This is a genomic window from Bacillus cereus group sp. MS39 (assembly GCF_040448665.1).
Lineage (GTDB): Bacteria > Bacillota > Bacilli > Bacillales > Bacillaceae_G > Bacillus_A > Bacillus_A wiedmannii.
In genome coordinates this window covers 2,855,916-2,876,841 of sequence record NZ_CP123058.1, presented here as the reverse complement: position 1 = coordinate 2,876,841, position 20,926 = coordinate 2,855,916, and the positions used below count along the sequence as shown (strand labels likewise).

The window sequence follows — 20,926 nt, the reverse complement described above, 5'->3', positions numbered from 1 at the left end:
GATTCAATTCCAGTTAAATAAAACTAGGACACAGTAATACATTAGTTACCAACAAATAGGATGCATAAAAAATTGTGTTCATCTTTTTTCCTAGAAAAGAAAAAAAGTTAATTTATATAATTTTTTACACAACCGCTCAATTATTAAAATTACCGACCGCTCACATTATTGAGTGACTGGAAAACAACAAAGACGTTCTTAAATGTATGTAAAAACTTTAATAACAAAGATAAAAAAAGAATAGGTAATCGGAAATGTCGAAAGGATTAAATTGATATTAAAAATTGAAGGTGATACCATAAAATTAAACGATGTTTAAAACGTTGTTTAATTGATAAATTTTAGAGGAGGAGATAAGTTGAGGGGAAATGAAAACATATCAACGAAAGAAAAGATTTTAAATACAACATTGGAGTTAATTAAAGACGAAGGATTCGAAAGTGTAACAATAAGAAAAATTGCAGCATTGTCAGATACAAATATCGCGCTTGTAAATTACCATTTTGGCTCAAAGGAGAAGTTGATTAGCGAAACAATTAAAGTCCTATTAATTAGCTTTCAAGGCACTTTTTCTATTTTAGATGATATTAAAGTGCCAGCGAAAGAAAGATTAAAAATATTTTTACTTGATTATGTACTAGTAATTCGGCAATACCCTGAGTTAGTTAGGAAAATTATTGCAATGGGAACTACGGTATTTACATCTCAATACGAATATGGAGATTTTTTGAAGAGTCTTGGTTTTAGTAAAGTGAAGAATACTTTGAGTGAAATAACAAATGAAACGGAACAGGAAATTTTAATGATGATGACAGTGCAAATATTCGGATCCGTTTTTCTTCCAGCATTAATGATGCCAATTCTTGAATCAGGAGCAGATATAAAAATACTGCCTGTAGAAAAACAAATTGATTTCCTATTTGAACGCTATTTTTATAAAAATTGAGATAGTGGGTGGTAGAGATGATTAGTTTTTTTAGAAAACACTGGTGTGATGTAGGCTTAGTAATGGCTATTGCTGTCGTAGGTTGTTTAGTCGCAAATTTTGGAGAAATGAGTGAAATAAAAGTACTGTTAGCGTTAAGTTTTGTAGCCATTTTAGTGCATCAATTTGAAGAGTATCGTTGGCCAGGTTATTTCGCTGGTCTGTTTAATGTAGTTATATTTAAAAGTGATATACCAGATCGTTATCCATTAAATACGCAATCTGCTATGGTAATAAATATTTTGATTGCGTATGTTTTTTATTTACTTCCGGTTTTCTTGCCAAATATTATATGGCTTGGATTGGCACCTATTTTAATGGGATTTTTTCAATTCATATGGCATGGTATTTTTGCGAATATAAAAGCAAAAACAATATATAACCCAGGATTAGGTGCGGTTGTATTACTACATGTTCCGATTGGTTATGCATATATGAGATATGTTCTTTTACACAATTTAGCTACAAATTTGGATTGGATATTAGGTTTAATCTATTTTCTAGTAGCTACCTATTTTTTTATTATAAAAGGAAATATGTTACTGAAAAGTAAGGAGACAATTCATTACTTTTCAAAAAAGCAATTAGGTCCGTACAATGATGCATTTAAGTGATTCAGAAGGGATTTTGGGTGCTGAAGAGAGTACAAGTGAATTACAAAAGAAAGGTGTGTAGGCGCCTTTCTTTTGTTTGAAGGAGATTTTTGTATTTTGGGGTAGCGTCTCATGCCCATCAACCTAAGAAATTCATTGTTCCTCAAAATGAAAAAAATGACCTGAATTCTCATAAATAATGGTTGTAGTTATATAAAATTTTTGTTTTAGGGATACCTCAAAGTGTTAGCTTAATAAGAATAATCCTTAGCCTCCTTTAGATGAGAAAGGGGCTTTTTTACATATGAAATTACATGGGTCTTTAAAGATAGCTTTGAGCGTAGAGAGAAACTGAAATAAAAGTAAGGTCGGGTAAAGACTAGTATTGAAAAATATAAAAGATGGAAGTAGCATAGGGGATTTACGCATAAAGTAATATTGATGGTAAAATTAACAAAATTTTCATTTGATTCAGATAAATATGTGGTGCTTTTAACTTATAATAATGTTACTACAATGAAAATACGGCTGCGAACTAGTTATTTTAAAAATCAAATTTAGATGGGAAGAGGATAATGAAGACCAGAGATAGTTATAAAATTATTGTAATTGGTGCTGGGACTGCAGGAATATCTTCTACTGCACATTTGTTACGAAATGTACCCCTATTGAAAGAAAGTATAGCAATTATTGATCCATCAAAAAAACATTATTTTCAACCACTATGGAGTTTAGTGGGGGGAGGAATTGTTTCAAAGGAAAGTACGATGCGTGATCAAGAATTGCTTATTCCAAAAGGTGCAACGTGGATTCCTAAAAGTGTCGTTAAGTTGTTTCCGGAAGAAAATAAGCTACTTTTAGATGATGGACTGCTGATTGAGTATGAAATACTTATTGTAGCAGCCGGTATACAAATAAATTGGGACGGCATTAAAGGCTTAAAGGAGTCTATTGGGACTAATGGGGTTTGTAGCAATTACTCTTATAAATATGTTGATTCTACTTGGAGAGAAATTGAAAAATTTAAAGGAGGAAATGCAGTTTTTACCCACCCAAACACTCCAATTAAATGCGGTGGTGCTCCACAAAAGATTATGTATTTAGCAGAAGAGTATTTTTCTAATAGCGGTGTAAGAAACAAAAGTGAAGTAATGTTTTATACGGCGAACGCTAATATATTTCAGGTTCCACGTTATGCTAGTACATTAGAACAAGTACTAGAAAGAAAGCAAATTATAACGAATTATAATAAAAACTTAGTAGAAATTATTGCCGAAAAAAGAGAAGCAATTTTTGAAGATACGCAAACACTGAAAAGAGAAACTGTACCATACAGTATGATCCATGTTGTTCCACCAATGGGGCCACCTAATTTTATTAAAGAGAGTGAGATAAGTGATTCTCAGGGGTGGGTAGATATAAGCCCTTATACTTTGCAGCATGTACAGTATAAGAATATTTTCGGACTTGGAGATTGTACCAATTTACCCACCTCTAAAACTGGAGCGGCAATTCGAAAACAAATACCTGTCTTAAAACAAAATATTAAGGACGTACTTAACGGAAGAGACTTGCATGCTAAATATGATGGATATACATCCTGTCCGATTGTTACAGGTTATAAAAGTCTTATACTCGCTGAATTTAACTATGAACATGAGCCTCAAGAAACATTTCCGTTTAATCAAGCGAAAGAACGATATAGTATGTTTTTACTTAAAAGATATATGTTGCCCTATATGTATTGGAATTTTATGTTGAAAGGGATGCTATAGGAGAAGATAGAAAGCAGTTATACAAATGGAAAAGTAATTTGAAATAACTATTTGGAGGGAATAGCTATGCTTTTAAAATATTTTTATGATGAAAAATTAGCACATGCTTCCTATTTGGTCGGTTGTCAGAAGGAAGGCGTAGCAATTGTAATTGATCCAGGTCGTTATATAGAACAATATATAGAATTTGCTAAGAAAGAGGGAATGGAATTAATTGCTGTGGCTGAAACTCACATTCATGCAGATTTTCTTTCTGGGTCTAGAGAACTTTCTAATCTTTATCATGCAAAGTTATATGTATCTGATGAAGGAAATTGTGATTGGAAATATCAATATCTTAACGAAGGTCGATACAAATTGGTTAAAGAGGGCACAGAGTTTAAAATAGGTCATATAAAATTTAATGTAATTCACACTCCAGGGCATACGCCTGAAAGTATTTCTTTTTTAGTAACTGATACAAGTCAAAATAATTATACAAATGATAAGCCGATGGGAATATTCACAGGTGATTTTATATTTGTAGGAGATATAGGAAGACCTGATTTATTAGAAACTGCTGTAGGTATGAAAAATACTGCAAAAATAGGAGCGAAACAATTATTTAATTCTATACAAAAAATAAAAATACTCCCTGATTATTTGCAAATATGGCCATCACATGGTGCAGGAAGCGCATGTGGAAAAGCATTAGGAGCAATTCCAACTTCTACATTAGGTTATGAAAAGATGTTCAATTGGGCATTTCAGTGTAATGAAGAAAGTGATTTTGTATCGACTTTATTGACGGGACAGCCAGAGCCTCCAAAGTATTTTTCATTAATGAAGAATTTAAATAAGTCTGGTCCTCCAAATCGTAAGAAGAGAGATGTTATTGCTATTAAAACAGTAGAAAAACTTCAAGAAGTTATGACGAGCGTTCAGCAAATAGTTGATATAAGGGATGTAGAGAGTTTTGCTTCTGGTCACATTGAGAAATCAATTAACATACCTTATAACAATTCCTTTACAACTTGGTGTGGATGGTTACTAGATTATAAAACAGAAACTTTAATCATTCTAGATGAGGAAAAGGTTAGAGTGGAGGAAGTTATTAGAGACTTTGAATCTATTGGGCTAGATAATATTATTGCTTTTGTACCTGTAAAGGTAATACAAAGATTGAATAGATTAGAAAGTTACAAAGAAGACACATCAATCGAATTATATCCGCATATAAAAGGTGGAAGTGTTAAGTTAATCGACGTGCGTAGTAAAAAAGAGTGGGAGGAAGGACATCTTCATGATGCAATACATATCCCTTTAGGAAATCTATTTAAGCAGCTAGATTGTATACCAAAAGATTGCCCAATAGTTTTACAATGTCGAACCGGATTGCGTTCCGCTATAGCAGCTAGTATTTTACAAAGAGCAGGTATAAAGGAAGTAGTGAATTTAAAGGGAGGATTTCTTGCATGGCAAAAAGAAGAGCTTCCTTATAAAACATGTAATCGCAATGTGTAGGGAAATAAATTTTATTAATTTATCCGATAAGGAAAATTGCGGATTACATAGGAGTATATCTATATATAGGAGCAATAGATGATTTATTCTATAGACCTGAATTTATTCAGAATTATGCTGATGAGCAAATAGATTTAGTGTTATCAGGGCATGCTCATGGAGGGCAAGTTAGATTGCCATTTATCGGAGGTTTAGTTGCTCCAAATCAAGGGGTTCTCCCTACATATACAGCCGGTTTATATGAAAAACAAAATACGTCTATGGTAGTAAGTAGAGGACTAGGTAATAGTATCATTCCGCAAAGAATTTTCAATAGACCAGAACTTGTAGTCGTACAGTTAAATTGAACTGTACGATTTTTTGTATAGAAAAATAAGCCATATGTAATTTATACAAGTTAACATTACAATTTTGTTAAAAATTTTCTACGTTACATAAAGTAACAAAATTTGACCCGTAAAGTTTGTTATAGTGTAAATAATCAAAAAACTTAAAAATTAGTCGAGTGAAAAGTGTGATAAGGAATCTGTATAAAAACATAAAGGGGTGTACACATGCATAAAGAATATGAAATTGAAGAGTATACGGCGATTGAGGAACAAATACATTATTATTGTAAATGCTTATTAGTAAGTCATCCTGATCAAATTATAAAGTATTTAGAAAAAAGGTTAGAAAAATATGCAGAAACATTACAATATGCCCATTTATATCCCGACACAGTTATATTACCGTTACAGCAATTAGTTATCGAATATTCTTTAGATGTTGCTAGAATTAGGAAATATATGAATTTAAAAACGTAAAATAAAATATATAATTTAAATGAAACAGAGTCGACTTTAAGAAATGATATTCTAATGTCGACTCTGTTTCATTGTTTAAGATTGAAAATACATACTAATCAATGAAGTTTGACATATAATTACGCAAGAGTAAAATAAAAGTGAGTACTCACTCATTTTAGAAAAGGGGGAAGAATACGTGCAGCAACCTGCCATTATTTTACGGACTGTATCAAAAAGTTTTGGAAAAAAAGAAGTGTTACACAATCTTTCATTGCAAGTTGAAAAAGCAGAGATATTTGGTTTAGTTGGGCCTTCAGGTTCAGGGAAAACGACTCTTATTAAATTGATTGCAGGTATTAATGAGGCAACGAAAGGTGAAGTGCTTGTATACAACACGAACATGCCTAATTTAAATGAAATGAAAAGAATTGGTTATATGGCTCAGGCTGATGCATTATATGAAGAACTATCAGCATATGAAAATGCAGATTTTATTGCAACGATGTATGGATTAAAGGGAAAACATAAAAAAGAAAGAATCGAAGAGGTTTTTGACCTTGTACAATTATCACAACATATAAGACAGCAAGTGCAGCATTTTTCAGGTGGGATGAAGAAGCGTTTATCATTAGCGATAGCACTCCTTCATGAACCTGAAATATTAATTTTAGATGAGCCAACAGTGGGGATAGATCCACTTCTTAGAAAAACAATCTGGGAAAAATTTTATGATTTGAAAAAGAAAGGCACAACTATTATTGTAACGACGCACATTATGGATGAAGCTGAATTTTGTGAACGCCTAGGATTAATTAGAGAAGGGAAGCTAGTTGCGACTGGAACACCTGAAGAATTGAAAAAACGGGTATCATCAGGACGGATTGAAGATGTCTTTTTGTTGGAAGAGGTGGCTCTATTATGAGAGTTACTGGTGTAATCATTCGTATTATTCGCCAATTTTTTCGAGATAAACGTTCGTTAGCGATGATGTTTGGGGCACCAATGTTATTACTTTGGTTATTGTCTCTAGTGTTTACACAAAAAGACTATGTACCGCATATCGCTGTAGTTGATGTGCCTGCTCCTATTGTAAAAACAATGAAAACTCAAGAAGCCTCAATTTATGAATACGGCAAAGAGAAAGCAATTTCAGAGTTAGAACTGCAAAAGGTAGATGCAGTAATTTATTTAGAGAATAGGAAAATGAATCTTTTATTAGAAGGAAGTGATTCATCAAAAAATCGTGCTGTACTTCAAGTTTTACAAAAGAGTACAGAAAAGAATGAAGTATCAGTTATGAAGCCTGAGGTAAATTACTTACATGGCTCTAAAGACTTTACAATGTTTGATGGGCTTGGTCCCGTATTGATTGGTTTCTTTACATTTTTCTTTGTATTTATATTGTCTGGAGTTTCCTTTGTTAGAGAACGTTTAAGTGGTACATTAGAGAGGTTATTGTCCACTCCAGTGAGAAGATGGGAAATAGTTGTAGGATATATTATTGGTTTTGGAATCTTTGCGTTTATACAATCAATTATAATCGTGAATTTTTCAGTTTATATTTTAGATTTGTATGTAGCTGGTTCCATATGGCTAACGCTACTTATTACATGCCTGCTTTCTTTAACGGCATTAACTTTAGGGACGTTTTTATCAGCATACGCAAATAATGAATTTCAAATGATCCAGTTCATACCGCTTGTCATTGTGCCCCAAATTTTCTTTTCTGGGTTGTTTCCAATTGAATCTATGAATAAGTGGCTACAAATGTTAGGGAAATTATTTCCGCTCACATATGGAGCTGACGCAATGAGACAAGTGATGATTCGAAATCAAGGATTTACAGAGATTGCGTTAGATCTAACTGTATTACTACTTTTTTCTCTATTATTTGCAATAGGGAATGTATTTGCATTAAAGAAACATCGGAAAATATAATGATGATACAAAGGGGCATTATAGATGAAGAAGGATTGGTTGGATGAATTAATTGCCGCAACTAATACGGATAAACGAAATGAACGTCAAATGCGTATTTTAGAGGCAGCTGTTGATATGTTTGGAGAAAAAGGATATGCATCAACTTCTACAAGTGAAATTGCAAAGCGTGCTGGTGTAGCGGAAGGAACAATCTTCCGCTACTATAAAACGAAAAAAGATTTATTGTTAGCAGTCGTCATGCCGACATTAACAAAGTTTGCTGCACCATTTTTTGTACAAGCCTTCGCAAAGGAAATTTTCAAATCGCAGTATGAATCGTATGAAGGGCTGCTAAGAGTTGTTATTCATAATAGATTTGAATTTGCAAAAAAGCATTTTCCAATGATAAAAATATTAATTCAAGAAGTGCCATTTCAGCCAGAATTGAAAAACGAAATACAACATTTAGTAGAAACAGAGTTACTTTCACATTTTAAAAAGTTGATTGTAAAGTTTCAAGAAGAAGGGGAAATTATTGAGATGCCTCCATCTTCTGTATTACGTCTTACTTTATCAGCTGTATTAGGTTTACTATTAACAAGGTTTTTATTATTGCCTGAAGAAAAATGGGATGATGAAGTGGAGATTGAAAATACGATTCAATTTATATTGTATGGATTAACGCCACGAATCTAACTATAACAACATTTTAGGGGTTTGATTTTTTGTATTTAAATAAATGTAATTTAATAGGTTTAATCATAAGTAAAAATATGTTGATGTGTGAATTTCATATACTATTTTTAAGCAAATAATAAATCGCCTTTAAAAAGGCGATTTATATTCATTATACAATTTTGATAAATAAGTACTTGTTTACTAAAAATATTTTGAATTAGCGTGTTTCTTTGTCTCTTCTTCTAAGACCTAATAATCCTGCTAGACCTAATAAACCGAGCCAAGCCCAATTATTATTTCTATCACGATTATTATTTAAATCATTTGTCGTATTTACATTTCGAGTTCTCACATCATTATTAACTCTGTTCAAGTTATTATCATTAACTCTGTTCAAGTTATTATCATTAACTCTGTTCAAGTTATTATCATTAACTCTGTTCAAGTTATTGTCATTAACTCGAGTTGACATATCAGTGTTATTAACTCTATTCATATGATTTCCATCGTATTCAGCTTGGGCAGATGTGCCTAAAAACATAATAGATAGTGCTAAAACACTTAAAATAGATGATAATTTTTTCTTCATAAATTTCCCCTCCTTTCTTATGTATTAATTTTTCCATTGCTTTTGTACATTATTCGTATCACAGTATCTAAATCATAAAGTTAAAATTATTAGAACTATCTTTAATCTCCATTATTAAAAGTACAGGTAAATACAACGAAGCGGTTAACAAAAGTTAACCGCTTATGCCATGTTATGCTTGATCAGATTGAAGAACATGTAAAGGGGGAGGAATAATCCAGCCTTTTTTCTTATTTAACCGTAGTAAAGTAGCACCTGCTTGTGCTTTTTTCATATGGAATTGTCCAAACATCATTCCTACGTCTTCTCGAAGTGATTGTCCCATCGCTTGGCTACATGCTACTAGTCCAGCAGCAAGATCCATAGAAACTTTAGCTGCAATTTCTGCGTCATTAATACGAGCACCAGGAGGGATTGTTTCAATAGATGCAACTGGACGTTCTGGAGGTGCTGGTGGTAATGCCACACCGTTTGATTTTAACAAGTTTTTTAGTTCTTCAACTTCTGATTGGATATCATTTTCTATAAGATTTTCTAAAAACTTTTTTAAGTCCTCGTCTCCAGTATGATTGACAAGAACTTGGTAACCAGCAATTGCACCTTGTGCCCCTGCAAGATAACTCCAAATTGCAAAGACTTCTCCGTAATGCATTGGTTCATTTTGGGGATTACCACTTAATACTCCCATTTTAATATGCCTCCTTAAACTGAATGGATTTTTTGAAATATTTCTTACCAAAGAAAAAATACTTCTGAAAATGTTCCGTAATAAAGAAAGTAGGTTTCTAAAATTCATTTGGAACACCCTAACTACAAGTAATACTTTCTCAGTCTATAATGTACAAATTTAAAGAATATATTCTAAATAACTTGGGATTAAAATTCATATTAAGGCTTATTTTAATTTAAATGTAAAGAGGAAAGGAAAGAATCTGTAACTATGCTAGTAAAGATGGATTGTGTTTAGACAAAAAAGTGTTAACAAGTTTGTACAAGAACTTGTTAATACATATACGAAATAGATTTGAATTGCAGTTGATATAGCATTAAATTTATAGTTATTATAAAAATAATCAATATAAACAGACTTTGCTTAAGATACTAATATCAGTACAATTTAGATTGTATGGATTGATACCATGGAGGTAATGAAATGCGGCAATTTGCAAAACCAACAATTGTTGTAAGTAAATGTTTAGAATTTGATGCCTGTCGTTATAATGCAGAGATGATACCAGATGTAACAATACGAAATTTGCAGCCATTTGTTACATTTATACCTGTTTGTCCAGAAGTCGAGATCGGATTGGGGACTCCTCGTGAAACGATACGAATTGTAGAAGAAAATGGTGTGAATAGGCTTGTACAGCCGTCGACACGAGAAGATGTAACTGAAAAAATGAAGCAATTTTCAAATGACTTTTTACAAACGATATCCGATGTGGATGGTTTTATTTTAAAGAATCGTTCGCCAAGTTGTGGTACGCGCGATGTGAAAATTTATTCTGGTTTTGAAAAAGCGCCAGTAAAAGGAAAGGGATCTGGCTTATTTGGCGGAGCAGTAATAAAAAAATTTTCGCATCTTCCAATTGAAGAAGAGGGTAGATTGTCGAATTTTATTATTAGAGAACATTTCTTTACAAGACTGTTTACAATCGCGCATTACAAAATGATTAAACATACTAAAAACATAAAAGAACTCGTATCATTTCAATCAGACTATAAGTATTTATTTATGGCATATAATCAAGTGAAACAAAAAGAATTAGGGCGTATTATTGCAAATCAAAAAAATGAAACGATTGAAGTTGTATTTGAAAACTATGAGAAGACTTTATATGAATTATTTATGCGCACCCCCCGCTATACATCGAATGTAAATGTATGTGAGCATATTTTTGGATATTTTAAAACAAAGTTGAAAAAACAAGAAAAAGATCATTTTTTAGATTTGATACAAAAGTATATAGAAAAGAAAGTCCCGCTTAGTAGCTTACTTACAATTTTAAAATCATGGGCCATTCGATTTGACGATAAGTATTTATTAAGACAAACATATTTTGAACCATACCCTGAAGCTTTAGTAGAAATTTCTGATTCGGGAAAAGGTAGAGATTATTAAACAATAAATTACATAATTCGACACAAAACTTCCTATGTTGTTGTAGAACAATGTAGGAATTTTTTTGTGCATTAGTACAGAATCTGTTTTAAAATTGAGTTATGACAGAATTGTAGCAATTGTCTAACTAATATTCGTGTCTTTTAATTCGTAATGTTTGTAGTAGAAACTCGCACGCTGTCGAAACTCAATATTCGATAAGGGGTGTGTAGCGGAATGGAATTTACTCTAACTCGCGAAAAACAAATGATTAAAGAAATGGTACGTGACTTTGCTGAAAAGGAAATCGCACCGAAAGCTGTGTATTATGACAAAACTGCGGAATTTCCATATGAAACATTTCAAAAAATGGGCGAACTAGGATTATTAGGTATCCCATTCCCTGAAGAGTATGGAGGTTCAGGTGGCGATACTGTATCGTACGCGTTAGCAGTTGAAGAAATTGGTCGTGCTTGTGGTGGGACAGGATTAAGTTACGCTGCAACAATTTCATTAGGTGCTTCTCCAATTTATTATTTCGGTACAGAAGAACAAAAACAGAAATATTTAGTTCCAATGGCGTCAGGTAAAACATTAGGTGCTTTCGGATTAACTGAGCCGAACGCTGGATCTGATGCAGGTGGTACACAAACGAAAGCTGTATTAGATGGAGACGAGTATGTTATTAGTGGTGAAAAGTGTTGGATTACAAATGCAGAGTATGCAAATACAATTATTGTAACCGCTATCAACGGTGTTGAAGATAATGGTAGAAAGCGTATTTCGGCATTTATCGTACCGACTACAAGTGAAGGATTAACGATTTCAAGTCCTTACGATAAGATGGGTGTTCGTGCTTCTAATACATGTGAAATCGTACTTGATGGTGTACGTGTACCGAAAGAAAATATTCTTGGTGATGTAAATAAAGGATTTAAACAATTCTTATATACACTTGATGGAGGACGTATTTCAATCGCAGCATTAGCAGTAGGTATTGCACAATCTGCATTTGAACGTGCGCTGCAATATGCGAAAGAACGTCAACAATTTGGAAAGTCAATCTCTAATTTCCAAGCGATTCAATTTAAATTAGCTGATATGGCGACTGAAGTAGAACTTGCACGTAATTTAGTACATAAAGCAGCTTGGTTAAAAGATAATGATAAACCTTTCGGTAAAGAAGCGGCTATGGCAAAGTTATTTGCATCTGAGGCTGCTAGTCGTATTGCAAATCAAGCGGTACAAATTCACGGTGGATACGGCTATATGCGTGAATATGAAGTGGAACGACATATTCGTGATGCAAAACTATTAGAAATTGGTGAAGGAACTTCTGAAATTCAACGTCTCGTAATTGCAAGACATTTAGGATGTAGATAAAAAGGAGGAATCACTATGTTTCAAAAAATATTAATTGCTAATCGCGGGGAAATCGCAGTTCGTATTATAAAAACTTGTCAAAAACTTGGCATTCGCACTGTTGCTATTTATTCTGAGGCTGATGAAAATGCCCTTCATGTAAAAATGGCAAATGAAGCTTACTTAGTAGGTGGATCGCGTGTCCAAGAAAGCTATTTAAACCTTGAAAAAATTATTGAAATAGCTAAGAAGACAAATGCTGAAGCAATCCATCCGGGATATGGATTATTATCAGAGAATCCGTCTTTTCCGGTTCGCTGTAGAGAAGAAGGGATTGTATTTATAGGTCCATCAGAAGAAATCATTACGAAAATGGGAAGTAAAATCGAATCTCGTATTGCAATGCAAGCTGCAGATGTCCCAGTAGTTCCAGGTATTACTACAAATATTGAAACTGCTGAAGAAGCAATTGAAATTGCAAAACAAATTGGTTATCCATTAATGCTGAAGGCATCCGCAGGCGGCGGAGGCATTGGAATGCAGTTGATGGAAACTGAGCAAACGCTCACCAAAGCATTTGAAAGTAACAAAACAAGAGCACAAAACTTCTTCGGTAACGGAGAAATGTATTTAGAGCGCTATATTGCAGATGCACATCATATTGAAATTCAGCTTTTAGCAGATACACATGGTAACACAGTGTATTTATGGGAGCGTGAATGTTCCGTGCAGCGCCGAAATCAGAAAGTAATTGAAGAAGCACCTTCACCATTTTTAGATGAAGGTACGCGAAAAGCGATGGGAGAAGTTGCTGTACAAGCTGCCAAAGCTCTAGGCTATACAAACGCAGGTACAGTTGAGTTTCTTGTAGATGATCAGAAGAACTTTTATTTCTTAGAGATGAATACGAGATTACAAGTAGAGCATCCAGTTACAGAAGAAATTACTGGTTTAGATCTTGTAGAACAACAACTTCTAATTGCATACGGTGAGAAACTATCATTTACACAAGATGATGTAAAACGTAGTGGTCATGCCATTGAGGCACGTATTTATGCAGAGGATCCGAAAACTTTCTTCCCATCACCTGGGAAAATTACAGATTTAGCGCTTCCATCAAATGTACGTATTGATCATTTTTTAGAGAATCAAGTCACGATTACACCTTTCTATGATCCAATGATTGCGAAAGTCATTGCTCATGGTGAAACTCGTGAAGAAGCAATTTCAAAATTACATGATGCTTTAGAAGAAATAAAAGTAGAAGGTATTAAAACGAACACGCCAATGCTACTTCAAGTATTGGAAGACGATGTGTTCAAAAGTGGTATTTATACAACGGGTTTTGTAACGAAACAACTTGTTAAAAAATAAGATTTAACAATATTAAGGGGGAAAAAATGATGACGAAGGTATATGCATCGATGGCAGGAAATGTATGGAAGATTGTTGTAGGAGTAGGAGATACAGTAGAGGAAGAGCAGGATGTCGTCATTTTGGAATCTATGAAAATGGAAATTCCAATCATTTCAGAAGAAGCTGGCACAGTTATGAAAATTAATGTGCAAGAAGGCGATTTTGTAAATGAAGGAGATGTATTACTAGAAATTGAATAGGGAGATATAGGGGGAAGCGAATTGAAACTACCTAATTTTGCTGTCATTAAAGAAGTCGGGCCACGTGATGGCTTACAGAATGAAAAAAAGATTGTTGGCACAAAAGATAAAGTAAAATGGATTCAACTACTTACAGAGGCGGGATTATCGTACGTTGAAGTTTCCTCATTCGTTCACCCTAAATGGGTCCCTGCATTAGCAGATGCAAATGATGTATTTTCTGAGCTGAAAAGGGATCCCAATGTTACTTATGCAGCGCTTGTTCCAAATCAAAATGGTTTGGAACGAGCTTTTTTGCAAAATGTAGATGAGGTGAATGTTTTTTTATCAGCAAGTGAATCTCATAATAAAAGTAATATTAATAAATCAATTAAAGAAGCATTAGTTGTAATTGAAGATATAACAAAACAGGCAATGTTCGAAGGGAAAAAGGTAAGAGGCTATGTTTCTACTGTATTTGGATGTCCTTATGAAGGGGATATAAGTGCCACAGCAGTTGACGAATTATGTAATCAACTATTTTCATACGGCATTTATGAAGTATCTCTTGGTGACACGATTGGTGTAGCGAATCCACTACAAGTAGAGCGAGTATTAGAGCATTTATTAAAGAAATATGATGCTTCGCAGTTTGCAATGCACTTCCATAATACGTATGGAATGGCTCTGGCGAATGTAGTTAAGTCATTAGAATATGGTATTACAACATTTGATAGTTCTTGTGGTGGTCTTGGTGGATGTCCATATGCACCAGGAGCATCAGGCAATGTTGCAACCGATGACTTAGTTCATATGCTCCATAAGTTAGGGGTCCAAACGAATATTGATGAAGAGAAGTTATTGAAAGCGAGTCACTTCATTCAAAGTAAATTAAATATCCAATTACCGAGTCATGTGTATAGAGCGCTTCAACATAAAACGATAAGTAGGTGAGAAGATGCTACAATTACAAAACATTTCAGTTGATTATGTAACACCTCACGTTGTAAAGATTTCATTAAATCGTGAAAGACAAGCAAACTCATTATCTTTAGCGTTATTAGAAGAGTTACAAAATATATTAACTCAAATAAGTGAAGAGTCCAATACTCGCGTAGTTATTTTAACAGGTGCTGGTGAAAAAGCTTTTTGTGCTGGTGCTGATTTAAAAGAACGTGCTGGCATGAATGAAGAACAAGTTCGCCATGCTGTTAGTATGATTCGTACTACTATGGAGATGGTTGAACAATTACCACAGCCAGTTATTGCTGCTATAAATGGAATCGCCCTTGGTGGCGGTACGGAATTAAGTTTAGCTTGTGATTTTAGAATTGCGGCTGAATCTGCAAGTCTCGGTCTTACTGAAACTACACTTGCAATTATACCAGGAGCAGGTGGTACGCAGCGTTTGCCAAGATTAATTGGTGTTGGTAGAGCGAAGGAATTAATTTATACAGGAAGACGTATTTCGGCGCAAGAAGCAAAAGAATATGGTTTAGTAGAATTTGTTGTACCAGCTCATTTACTTGAAGAGAAAGCAATTGAAATAGCAGAGAAAATTGCTAGTAATGGTCCTATTGCTGTTCGATTAGCAAAAGAAGCAATTTCAAACGGTATTCAAGTTGATTTACATACCGGATTACAAATGGAAAAACAAGCGTATGAAGGTGTAATCCATACGAAAGATAGATTAGAAGGATTACAAGCATTCAAGGAAAAACGCACACCAATGTATAAGGGGGAGTAAATATGTTAGACCAAAAACAACAATCGAATACATTTGAAGAACGAGTTGAAACGATTAAACAAGGCGGCGCACCAAAATATCATGAACAAAACAAAGCAAAGGGAAAACTATTCGTTCGAGATCGTTTAGCGCTTTTATTTGATAATGGTGAATATGTAGAAGATGCATTATTTGCAAACTGTGAACAAACTGGATTACCTGCTGATGGTGTTATAACGGCAACGGGTAAAATACATGGTCGTATGGCATGTGTGATGGCAAATGATTCAACTGTAAAAGCTGGATCATGGGGGGCACGTACAGTTGAAAAGATTTTACGTATTCAAGAAACGGCAGAAAAATTACGTGTTCCGTTATTTTATTTAGTTGACTCTGCTGGAGCGCGTATTACTGATCAAGTTGAAATGTTCCCAGGGCGCCGTGGTGCAGGAAGAATTTTCTATAATCAAGTGAAATTATCAGGTAAAGTTCCGCAAGTATGCTTATTATTTGGACCTTCTGCAGCTGGTGGCGCATATATTCCAGCCTTTTGTGATGTTGTTATGATGGTGGAAGGAAATGCATCTATGTATTTAGGGTCTCCTCGTATGGCTGAGATGGTTATCGGCGAGAAGGTAACCTTAGAAGAAATGGGCGGAGCACGTATGCATTGCTCTGTATCAGGATGCGGAGATGTTTTATGTAAGACCGAAGAAGATGCGATTACACAAGCAAGACAATACATTTCATATTTTCCAAACAACTACTTAGAAAAGACTCCATTGGTTACACCTCAAGAACCGAAACAATTCGATAAAACGTTAGAACAAATCATTCCAGAAAATCAAAATGCTCCTTTCAATATGAAAGATCTCATTAATAGAGTTATTGATGAAGGTTCTTTCTATGAAGTGAAAAAACTATTTGCTCAAGAACTCATTACAGGTTTAGCACGTATTGATGGTAAGCCAGTTGGTATTATTGCAAATCAACCGCGTATGAAAGGCGGCGTATTATTCCACGATTCAGCTGATAAAGCAGCGAAATTTATTAATTTATGCGATGCGTATCATATTCCATTATTATTCCTTGCAGATGTACCTGGATTTATGATTGGTACAAAAGTAGAGCGTGCTGGTATTATTCGCCACGGTGCAAAAATGATTTCTGCAATGAGTGAAGCAACTGTACCGAAAATTTCTATCGTTGTTCGTAAAGCATATGGTGCTGGTTTATATGCGATGGCAGGTCCAGCTTTTGAACCAGATTGCTGCCTAGCATTACCGACAGCTTCTATTGCGGTAATGGGTCCAGAAGCCGCGGTCAATGCTGTATATGCAAATAAGATTGCAGCTTTACCAGAAGAAGAGCGTGATAGCTTCATTGCTGAAAAGCGCGAAGAGTATAAGAAAGATATTGATATTTACCATTTAGCATCAGAGATGGTCATTGATGGTATTGTTCATCCAAACAATTTACGAGAAGAGTTAAAAGGACGATTCGAAATGTATATGAGTAAATATCAAGTATTTACGGATCGTAAACATCCAGTTTATCCAGTTTAAAAGCCCTATTTAGGGCTTTCTTGCTCAAAAGTCAAGGAGGGGAAAACATTGAAACAAGCAGTTTGGTTTCCAACAGAAGAGTATAAAGAAAAAACGCGTTTATATGGTTGGATGAAATCATTGGGCTATGAAGATTATGAAACGTTTTATAATAAATCTATTGAAGAAACAGCTTGGTTTTGGGGAGAAGCTGAGAAAGCGGTTGGCTATCAATGGATGAAACCTTATACAGAAGTGCTAGATTTAGAAAATGGTACGCCGTTTGCACAGTGGTATAATGGCGGAACATGTAACGTTGTAGAATCGGTTTTATCACGCTGGCTTGCAGATGATGAAACAAGAACGCAACTAGCACTACAGTACGAGGGAGAAAATGGAACTTCAAAATCATTTACATATGAAGAACTTGACAGCTGGGTAAGTCGCGTTGCAAACGGTTTGAGACATGCGGGTATTGAAAAAGGTGACCGTGTAACAATTTATATGCCGATGGTTCCAGAAACAGTTGTTGCGATGCTAGCTGTTATGAAAATCGGAGCAATTATTTCACCAATTTTCTCAGGATTTGCGTCTGATGCAGTCATGACTCGCGTGCAAGCGGCAGGGTCAAAAATGATCATTACTGCAGATGGTTTTTCACGCCGCGGTAAAATTGTTTCATTAAAAGATGAAGTAGATAAAGCTTGTGAGCATTGTCCAACTGTTGAAAAAGTTGTTATCGTTCGTCATGCAGGAAATGATTTTACACCGCATCATTACGATTTCTCATGGAGTACGCTAGAAAAAGAAAAACCATTTACACATGCTGAAGAAATGCATAGTGATGATCCGTTAATGCTCATTTACACATCAGGTACAACTGGGAAACCGAAAGGAACAGTACATACACATGCTGGTTTCCCTTTGAAAGCTGCATTTGATGCAGGATTTGGAATGAATATCAAACAAGGTGACCGCGTGTTATGGGTAACTGATATGGGATGGATGATGGGACCATTTCTACTATTCGGCTCTCTCATAAATGGAGCAACGATGGTTATGTACGAAGGTGTTCCTGACTTTCCAGAGGCAGATCGTTTATGGGAGACGGTTGATAAATATGAAATTACACATCTCGGTATATCACCAACATTAATTCGTGCGTTAATGGCAAAAGGTGATGAGTATGTTAATAAACATTCACTAAAGAGTTTAGAAGTATTCGCATCAACAGGTGAACCTTGGAATCCAGACCCTTGGATGTGGCTATTTGAAACAGTTGGAAAAAGTAATGTACCAATTTGTAACTATTCAGGCGGTACTGAAATTTCTGGTGGAATTTTCGGAAACGTCCTTATTAAACCAATTGCACCGATTAGCTTTAACGCTTCTTTACCAGGAATGGCAGCGGTTGTGCTCGATGATCAAGGTAATCCAATTCGTGATGAAGTTGGAGAATTATGTTTAGAGAAACCTTGGGTTGGTATGACGAAAAGCTTCTGGGAAGACAATGAACGCTATGTGAACACATATTGGTCACGTTTTGAAAATAAATGGGTTCATGGTGACTGGGTGATTTATGATGGTGAGCAATATATTATTACAGGACGCTCAGATGATACGTTAAACATTGCTGGAAAACGTATTGGACCTGCAGAATATGAATCTATTCTTGTGAAGCATAATGATGTCATAGAAGCTGCCGCGATTGGTGTACCTGATGATGTAAAAGGTGAAGTTTGTCATTGTTTTGTAGTATTAAGGGACAATGTAACATTCACAGGAGAGTTAAAGAAAGAATTAATGAGTTTAGTAAACTCTCATATCGGAAAAGCATTGTGTCCAAAAGATATTCACGTTGTAGAAGATTTACCAAAAACACGTAATTCTAAAGTAATGCGACGCGTCATTAAAGCTGCTTACTTAGGAAAAGAATTAGGTGATTTATCATCACTTGTAAATCCTGAAGTAGTTCCGTTTATTCAGGGGTTACAGTCTAGCAAACTATAAAATTACGAATGAGCTCTATGTAAATAGAGCTCATTTTTAATGTTTACAAAAAGATAAGAGAGAAAAAGTAAATTTGAAGTTAAAAAATCTACTATTAGTGTTAAGTATGTCTGTGTTTGTTTTTAGTTTTTATCAAAATAGGATACTGTTGCATATCTATCCAATGGAGTAATTGAATTTTGTTAAGAATGAAAATTTAGTGAAGAAAAAAGTAATGAATAAAAGGAGAAATCCCTGGGGGACAGGGATTCAATAAAGGAAATATCATCGTCGTTCAATGTCGAAATTTGGCGTATTAGACAAATTAATATTATCACGAATTTTCAGGAGATTGTGATAGTGGATGTGTCAAAAATGTGTACGGTTTTCATATAAAAGTGTTAATTAAATAGGAAAAGGGAAAAGAATTAAGTTCACTCGTTCTTAAGATTTTTCCCTTTCAAATTTACTGCTTGTTCGTTGTTCTATATACATCTGAAATTGGTAAATCGTCGCCATGTAAAGCTTGAGTACTGTCCTTTTTGTTTGAATCATGTGCCTCCTGGGATGTTTCTTGCATTTGCTCTTGAGCTTTACTAGGAGTATTCAGCGCATCCGATGACACATAATCAAGTTGTTGACTTAATAGATTTTTTTTATCCATGTTATGTAGCTCCTTTTTGAATTTAGATATAAAAACGAAGTGTTTTTAAATAGTTACGTGGGTATTATGTTTCTTTGAATGGAATTATATACATAAACTATATTGAGAATTTAACTAATTATAAAAATCACTTGTGATGACAAGTTTAAGAAATATAAAGATCATTAGTTCTTAATAAAAGCTTTATTTTAGTAGGGTGTTTCGAAATTTCATTTGAAAGGAATATCCCAATGATAAGATGAGCACTGTAAATCAGTGCTCATCTTATCAGAAATTGCTTAGTACTTAAAGATAAAACCATTACGGACAATTCACAATGGTAATAGTAACGCTAGCCATTGTTCCAGGAGAATCAAGAAGTGAAGCAGTAACGGTTACTGTTCCAGGCCCATTAGCGGCTAGAAATACAGCGGTAAAGTTACCTGAAGCATTTGTAATGACAGCAAGAGGAACCATGAAAGCAAGAGAAGGATTACTAAATGAAAAACTGACCACTACTCCTGGAGTAGGACTACCGTTTACTAATACTTGACCCGAAAAAAATAAAGTATTATTTCCTTGAGTGGATACACATGTCGTGGTTTCGTTAGAAGTCAAAGTAATAGATGCAGGCCCAGCAGGAAGATTAAATCCAGTTGGTCCAGTTGGTCCAGTTGGTCCAGTTGGTCCAGTTGGTCCAGTTGGTCCAGTTGGTCCAGTTGGTCCAGTTGAACCAGTTGAACCAGTTGAACCAGTTGGTCCAGTTGGTCCAGTTGGTCCAGTTGGTCCAGTTGAACCAGTTGAACCAGTTGAACCAGTTGGTCCAGTTGGTCCAGTTGATCCAGTTGGTCCAGTTGATCCAGTTGGTCCAGTTGAACCAGTTGGTCCGGTTGAACCCGTAGCTCCTGTAGAACCGGTGGGACCAGTAGGGAATTGAAAGGGTTGAACAGGTGGAAGTGTAGGTCCAATAGACCCCGGATTAAGTGCAGCAAAAGATAAAAACTCGTCCATTATTTATCACCTCTAAAAATCGTATTACTAATAGTAAATGTAATGATAAAGCAAAGTGAAATGGACAAGCGGTTGTATTTTAATAAATTAAACAAAATTTTTATTTGATAGAAAGAGAGATTAG

21 protein-coding genes and 2 pseudogenes are annotated in these 20,926 nt (G+C 34.7%); 19 read left to right on the top strand and 4 right to left on the bottom strand.

The window, feature by feature from the left end:
- Positions 1 to 358 precede the first annotated feature (358 nt).
- From QEP67_RS15250 to QEP67_RS15210, 9 genes and pseudogenes are all read left to right on the top strand, one after another.
- The gene (locus QEP67_RS15250) at positions 359 to 946 is read left to right on the top strand and encodes a TetR/AcrR family transcriptional regulator (RefSeq protein ID WP_001214842.1); all 588 of its coding nucleotides are present in this window, start codon (positions 359 to 361) and stop codon (positions 944 to 946) included.
- Positions 947 to 963: 17 nt separating this feature from the next.
- Positions 964 to 1,599 carry an HXXEE domain-containing protein gene (locus tag QEP67_RS15245; protein ID WP_000622767.1) on the top strand — a complete coding sequence of 212 codons (636 nt, stop codon included), beginning with the start codon at positions 964 to 966 and terminating at the stop codon, positions 1,597 to 1,599.
- A 554-nt stretch (positions 1,600 to 2,153) separates the two neighbouring features.
- Complete coding sequence (locus tag QEP67_RS15240) at positions 2,154 to 3,353, top strand: FAD/NAD(P)-binding oxidoreductase (protein WP_000857302.1); 1,200 nt, start codon at positions 2,154 to 2,156, stop codon at positions 3,351 to 3,353.
- Between the two features lie 66 nt (positions 3,354 to 3,419).
- On the top strand, positions 3,420 to 4,856 hold the full coding sequence (locus QEP67_RS15235) for an MBL fold metallo-hydrolase (RefSeq protein WP_000925294.1): 1,437 nt from the start codon (positions 3,420 to 3,422) through the stop codon (positions 4,854 to 4,856).
- An 89-nt stretch (positions 4,857 to 4,945) separates the two neighbouring features.
- A pseudogene (locus QEP67_RS15230) lies at positions 4,946 to 5,203 on the top strand (metallophosphoesterase); the annotation flags it as partial.
- 207 nt (positions 5,204 to 5,410) lie between these two features.
- Positions 5,411 to 5,662, top strand: a complete 252-nt coding sequence (locus tag QEP67_RS15225; protein ID WP_000548621.1) for a hypothetical protein — start codon at positions 5,411 to 5,413, stop codon at positions 5,660 to 5,662.
- 178 nt (positions 5,663 to 5,840) lie between these two features.
- The gene (locus QEP67_RS15220) at positions 5,841 to 6,566 is read left to right on the top strand and encodes an ABC transporter ATP-binding protein (protein WP_001186988.1); all 726 of its coding nucleotides are present in this window, start codon (positions 5,841 to 5,843) and stop codon (positions 6,564 to 6,566) included.
- Entirely contained in the window at positions 6,563 to 7,582 is a 1,020-nt protein-coding gene (locus tag QEP67_RS15215; RefSeq protein ID WP_001266752.1) for an ABC transporter permease, read from the top strand. The genes QEP67_RS15220 and QEP67_RS15215 overlap by 4 nt, the downstream gene beginning before the upstream one ends.
- 24 nt (positions 7,583 to 7,606) lie before the next feature.
- On the top strand, positions 7,607 to 8,260 hold the full coding sequence (locus QEP67_RS15210) for a TetR/AcrR family transcriptional regulator (RefSeq protein WP_000711163.1): 654 nt from the start codon (positions 7,607 to 7,609) through the stop codon (positions 8,258 to 8,260).
- 199 nt (positions 8,261 to 8,459) lie between these two features.
- On the opposite strand, the gene QEP67_RS15205 is transcribed toward QEP67_RS15210, so the two are convergent.
- Both QEP67_RS15205 and QEP67_RS15200 read right to left on the bottom strand, forming a co-directional pair.
- On the bottom strand, positions 8,460 to 8,831 hold the full coding sequence (locus QEP67_RS15205; protein WP_353706306.1) for a WGxxGxxG family protein: 372 nt from the start codon (positions 8,829 to 8,831) through the stop codon (positions 8,460 to 8,462).
- Positions 8,832 to 9,003: 172 nt separating this feature from the next.
- Positions 9,004 to 9,519: a DUF3231 family protein gene (locus QEP67_RS15200; RefSeq protein ID WP_000538613.1), complete on the bottom strand. Its 516-nt coding sequence runs from the start codon at positions 9,517 to 9,519 to the stop codon at positions 9,004 to 9,006.
- Between the two features lie 465 nt (positions 9,520 to 9,984).
- On the opposite strand from QEP67_RS15200, the gene QEP67_RS15195 reads away from it, so the two are divergent.
- The 8 genes from QEP67_RS15195 to QEP67_RS15160 all read left to right on the top strand — a co-directional run bounded on the left by QEP67_RS15195 (position 9,985) and on the right by QEP67_RS15160 (position 19,169).
- Positions 9,985 to 10,953: a DUF523 and DUF1722 domain-containing protein gene (locus QEP67_RS15195; RefSeq protein WP_001248620.1), complete on the top strand. Its 969-nt coding sequence runs from the start codon at positions 9,985 to 9,987 to the stop codon at positions 10,951 to 10,953.
- A 216-nt stretch (positions 10,954 to 11,169) separates the two neighbouring features.
- The gene (locus QEP67_RS15190) at positions 11,170 to 12,315 is read left to right on the top strand and encodes an acyl-CoA dehydrogenase (RefSeq protein WP_000397276.1); all 1,146 of its coding nucleotides are present in this window, start codon (positions 11,170 to 11,172) and stop codon (positions 12,313 to 12,315) included.
- A gap of 15 nt (positions 12,316 to 12,330) precedes the next feature.
- Positions 12,331 to 13,668, top strand: a complete 1,338-nt coding sequence (locus QEP67_RS15185) for an acetyl-CoA carboxylase biotin carboxylase subunit (protein WP_048566382.1) — start codon at positions 12,331 to 12,333, stop codon at positions 13,666 to 13,668.
- A gap of 26 nt (positions 13,669 to 13,694) precedes the next feature.
- Positions 13,695 to 13,910, top strand: coding sequence for an acetyl-CoA carboxylase biotin carboxyl carrier protein subunit (locus QEP67_RS15180; protein ID WP_001987345.1), 216 nt, complete (start codon positions 13,695 to 13,697; stop codon positions 13,908 to 13,910).
- Between the two features lie 21 nt (positions 13,911 to 13,931).
- The gene (gene mvaB / locus QEP67_RS15175; protein ID WP_048561035.1) at positions 13,932 to 14,843 is read left to right on the top strand and encodes a hydroxymethylglutaryl-CoA lyase; all 912 of its coding nucleotides are present in this window, start codon (positions 13,932 to 13,934) and stop codon (positions 14,841 to 14,843) included.
- Between the two features lie 4 nt (positions 14,844 to 14,847).
- Entirely contained in the window at positions 14,848 to 15,636 is a 789-nt protein-coding gene (locus tag QEP67_RS15170) for an enoyl-CoA hydratase (RefSeq protein WP_000939808.1), read from the top strand.
- A 2-nt stretch (positions 15,637 to 15,638) separates the two neighbouring features.
- Positions 15,639 to 17,180 carry an acyl-CoA carboxylase subunit beta gene (locus QEP67_RS15165; protein WP_000886749.1) on the top strand — a complete coding sequence of 514 codons (1,542 nt, stop codon included), beginning with the start codon at positions 15,639 to 15,641 and terminating at the stop codon, positions 17,178 to 17,180.
- Positions 17,181 to 17,228: 48 nt separating this feature from the next.
- Positions 17,229 to 19,169, top strand: coding sequence for an AMP-binding protein (locus QEP67_RS15160; RefSeq protein ID WP_064459766.1), 1,941 nt, complete (start codon positions 17,229 to 17,231; stop codon positions 19,167 to 19,169).
- Between the two features lie 445 nt (positions 19,170 to 19,614).
- Here the strand turns inward: QEP67_RS15160 and QEP67_RS15155 are convergent, their stop codons facing one another.
- Positions 19,615 to 19,812, bottom strand: coding sequence for a hypothetical protein (locus QEP67_RS15155; RefSeq protein WP_000358738.1), 198 nt, complete (start codon positions 19,810 to 19,812; stop codon positions 19,615 to 19,617).
- A gap of 316 nt (positions 19,813 to 20,128) precedes the next feature.
- Between QEP67_RS15155 and QEP67_RS15150 the strand changes: the two genes are divergently transcribed.
- Together QEP67_RS15150 and QEP67_RS15145 are read left to right on the top strand one after the other, a co-directional pair.
- The gene (locus tag QEP67_RS15150) at positions 20,129 to 20,344 is read left to right on the top strand and encodes a hypothetical protein (RefSeq protein ID WP_000237380.1); all 216 of its coding nucleotides are present in this window, start codon (positions 20,129 to 20,131) and stop codon (positions 20,342 to 20,344) included.
- A gap of 45 nt (positions 20,345 to 20,389) precedes the next feature.
- Complete coding sequence (locus tag QEP67_RS15145; protein ID WP_353706305.1) at positions 20,390 to 20,728, top strand: hypothetical protein; 339 nt, start codon at positions 20,390 to 20,392, stop codon at positions 20,726 to 20,728.
- Between the two features lie 17 nt (positions 20,729 to 20,745).
- On the opposite strand, the pseudogene QEP67_RS15140 reads toward QEP67_RS15145, so the two are convergent.
- A pseudogene (locus QEP67_RS15140) lies at positions 20,746 to 20,802 on the bottom strand (exosporium leader peptide-containing protein); the annotation flags it as partial.
- Positions 20,803 to 20,926: the final 124 nt, after the last annotated feature.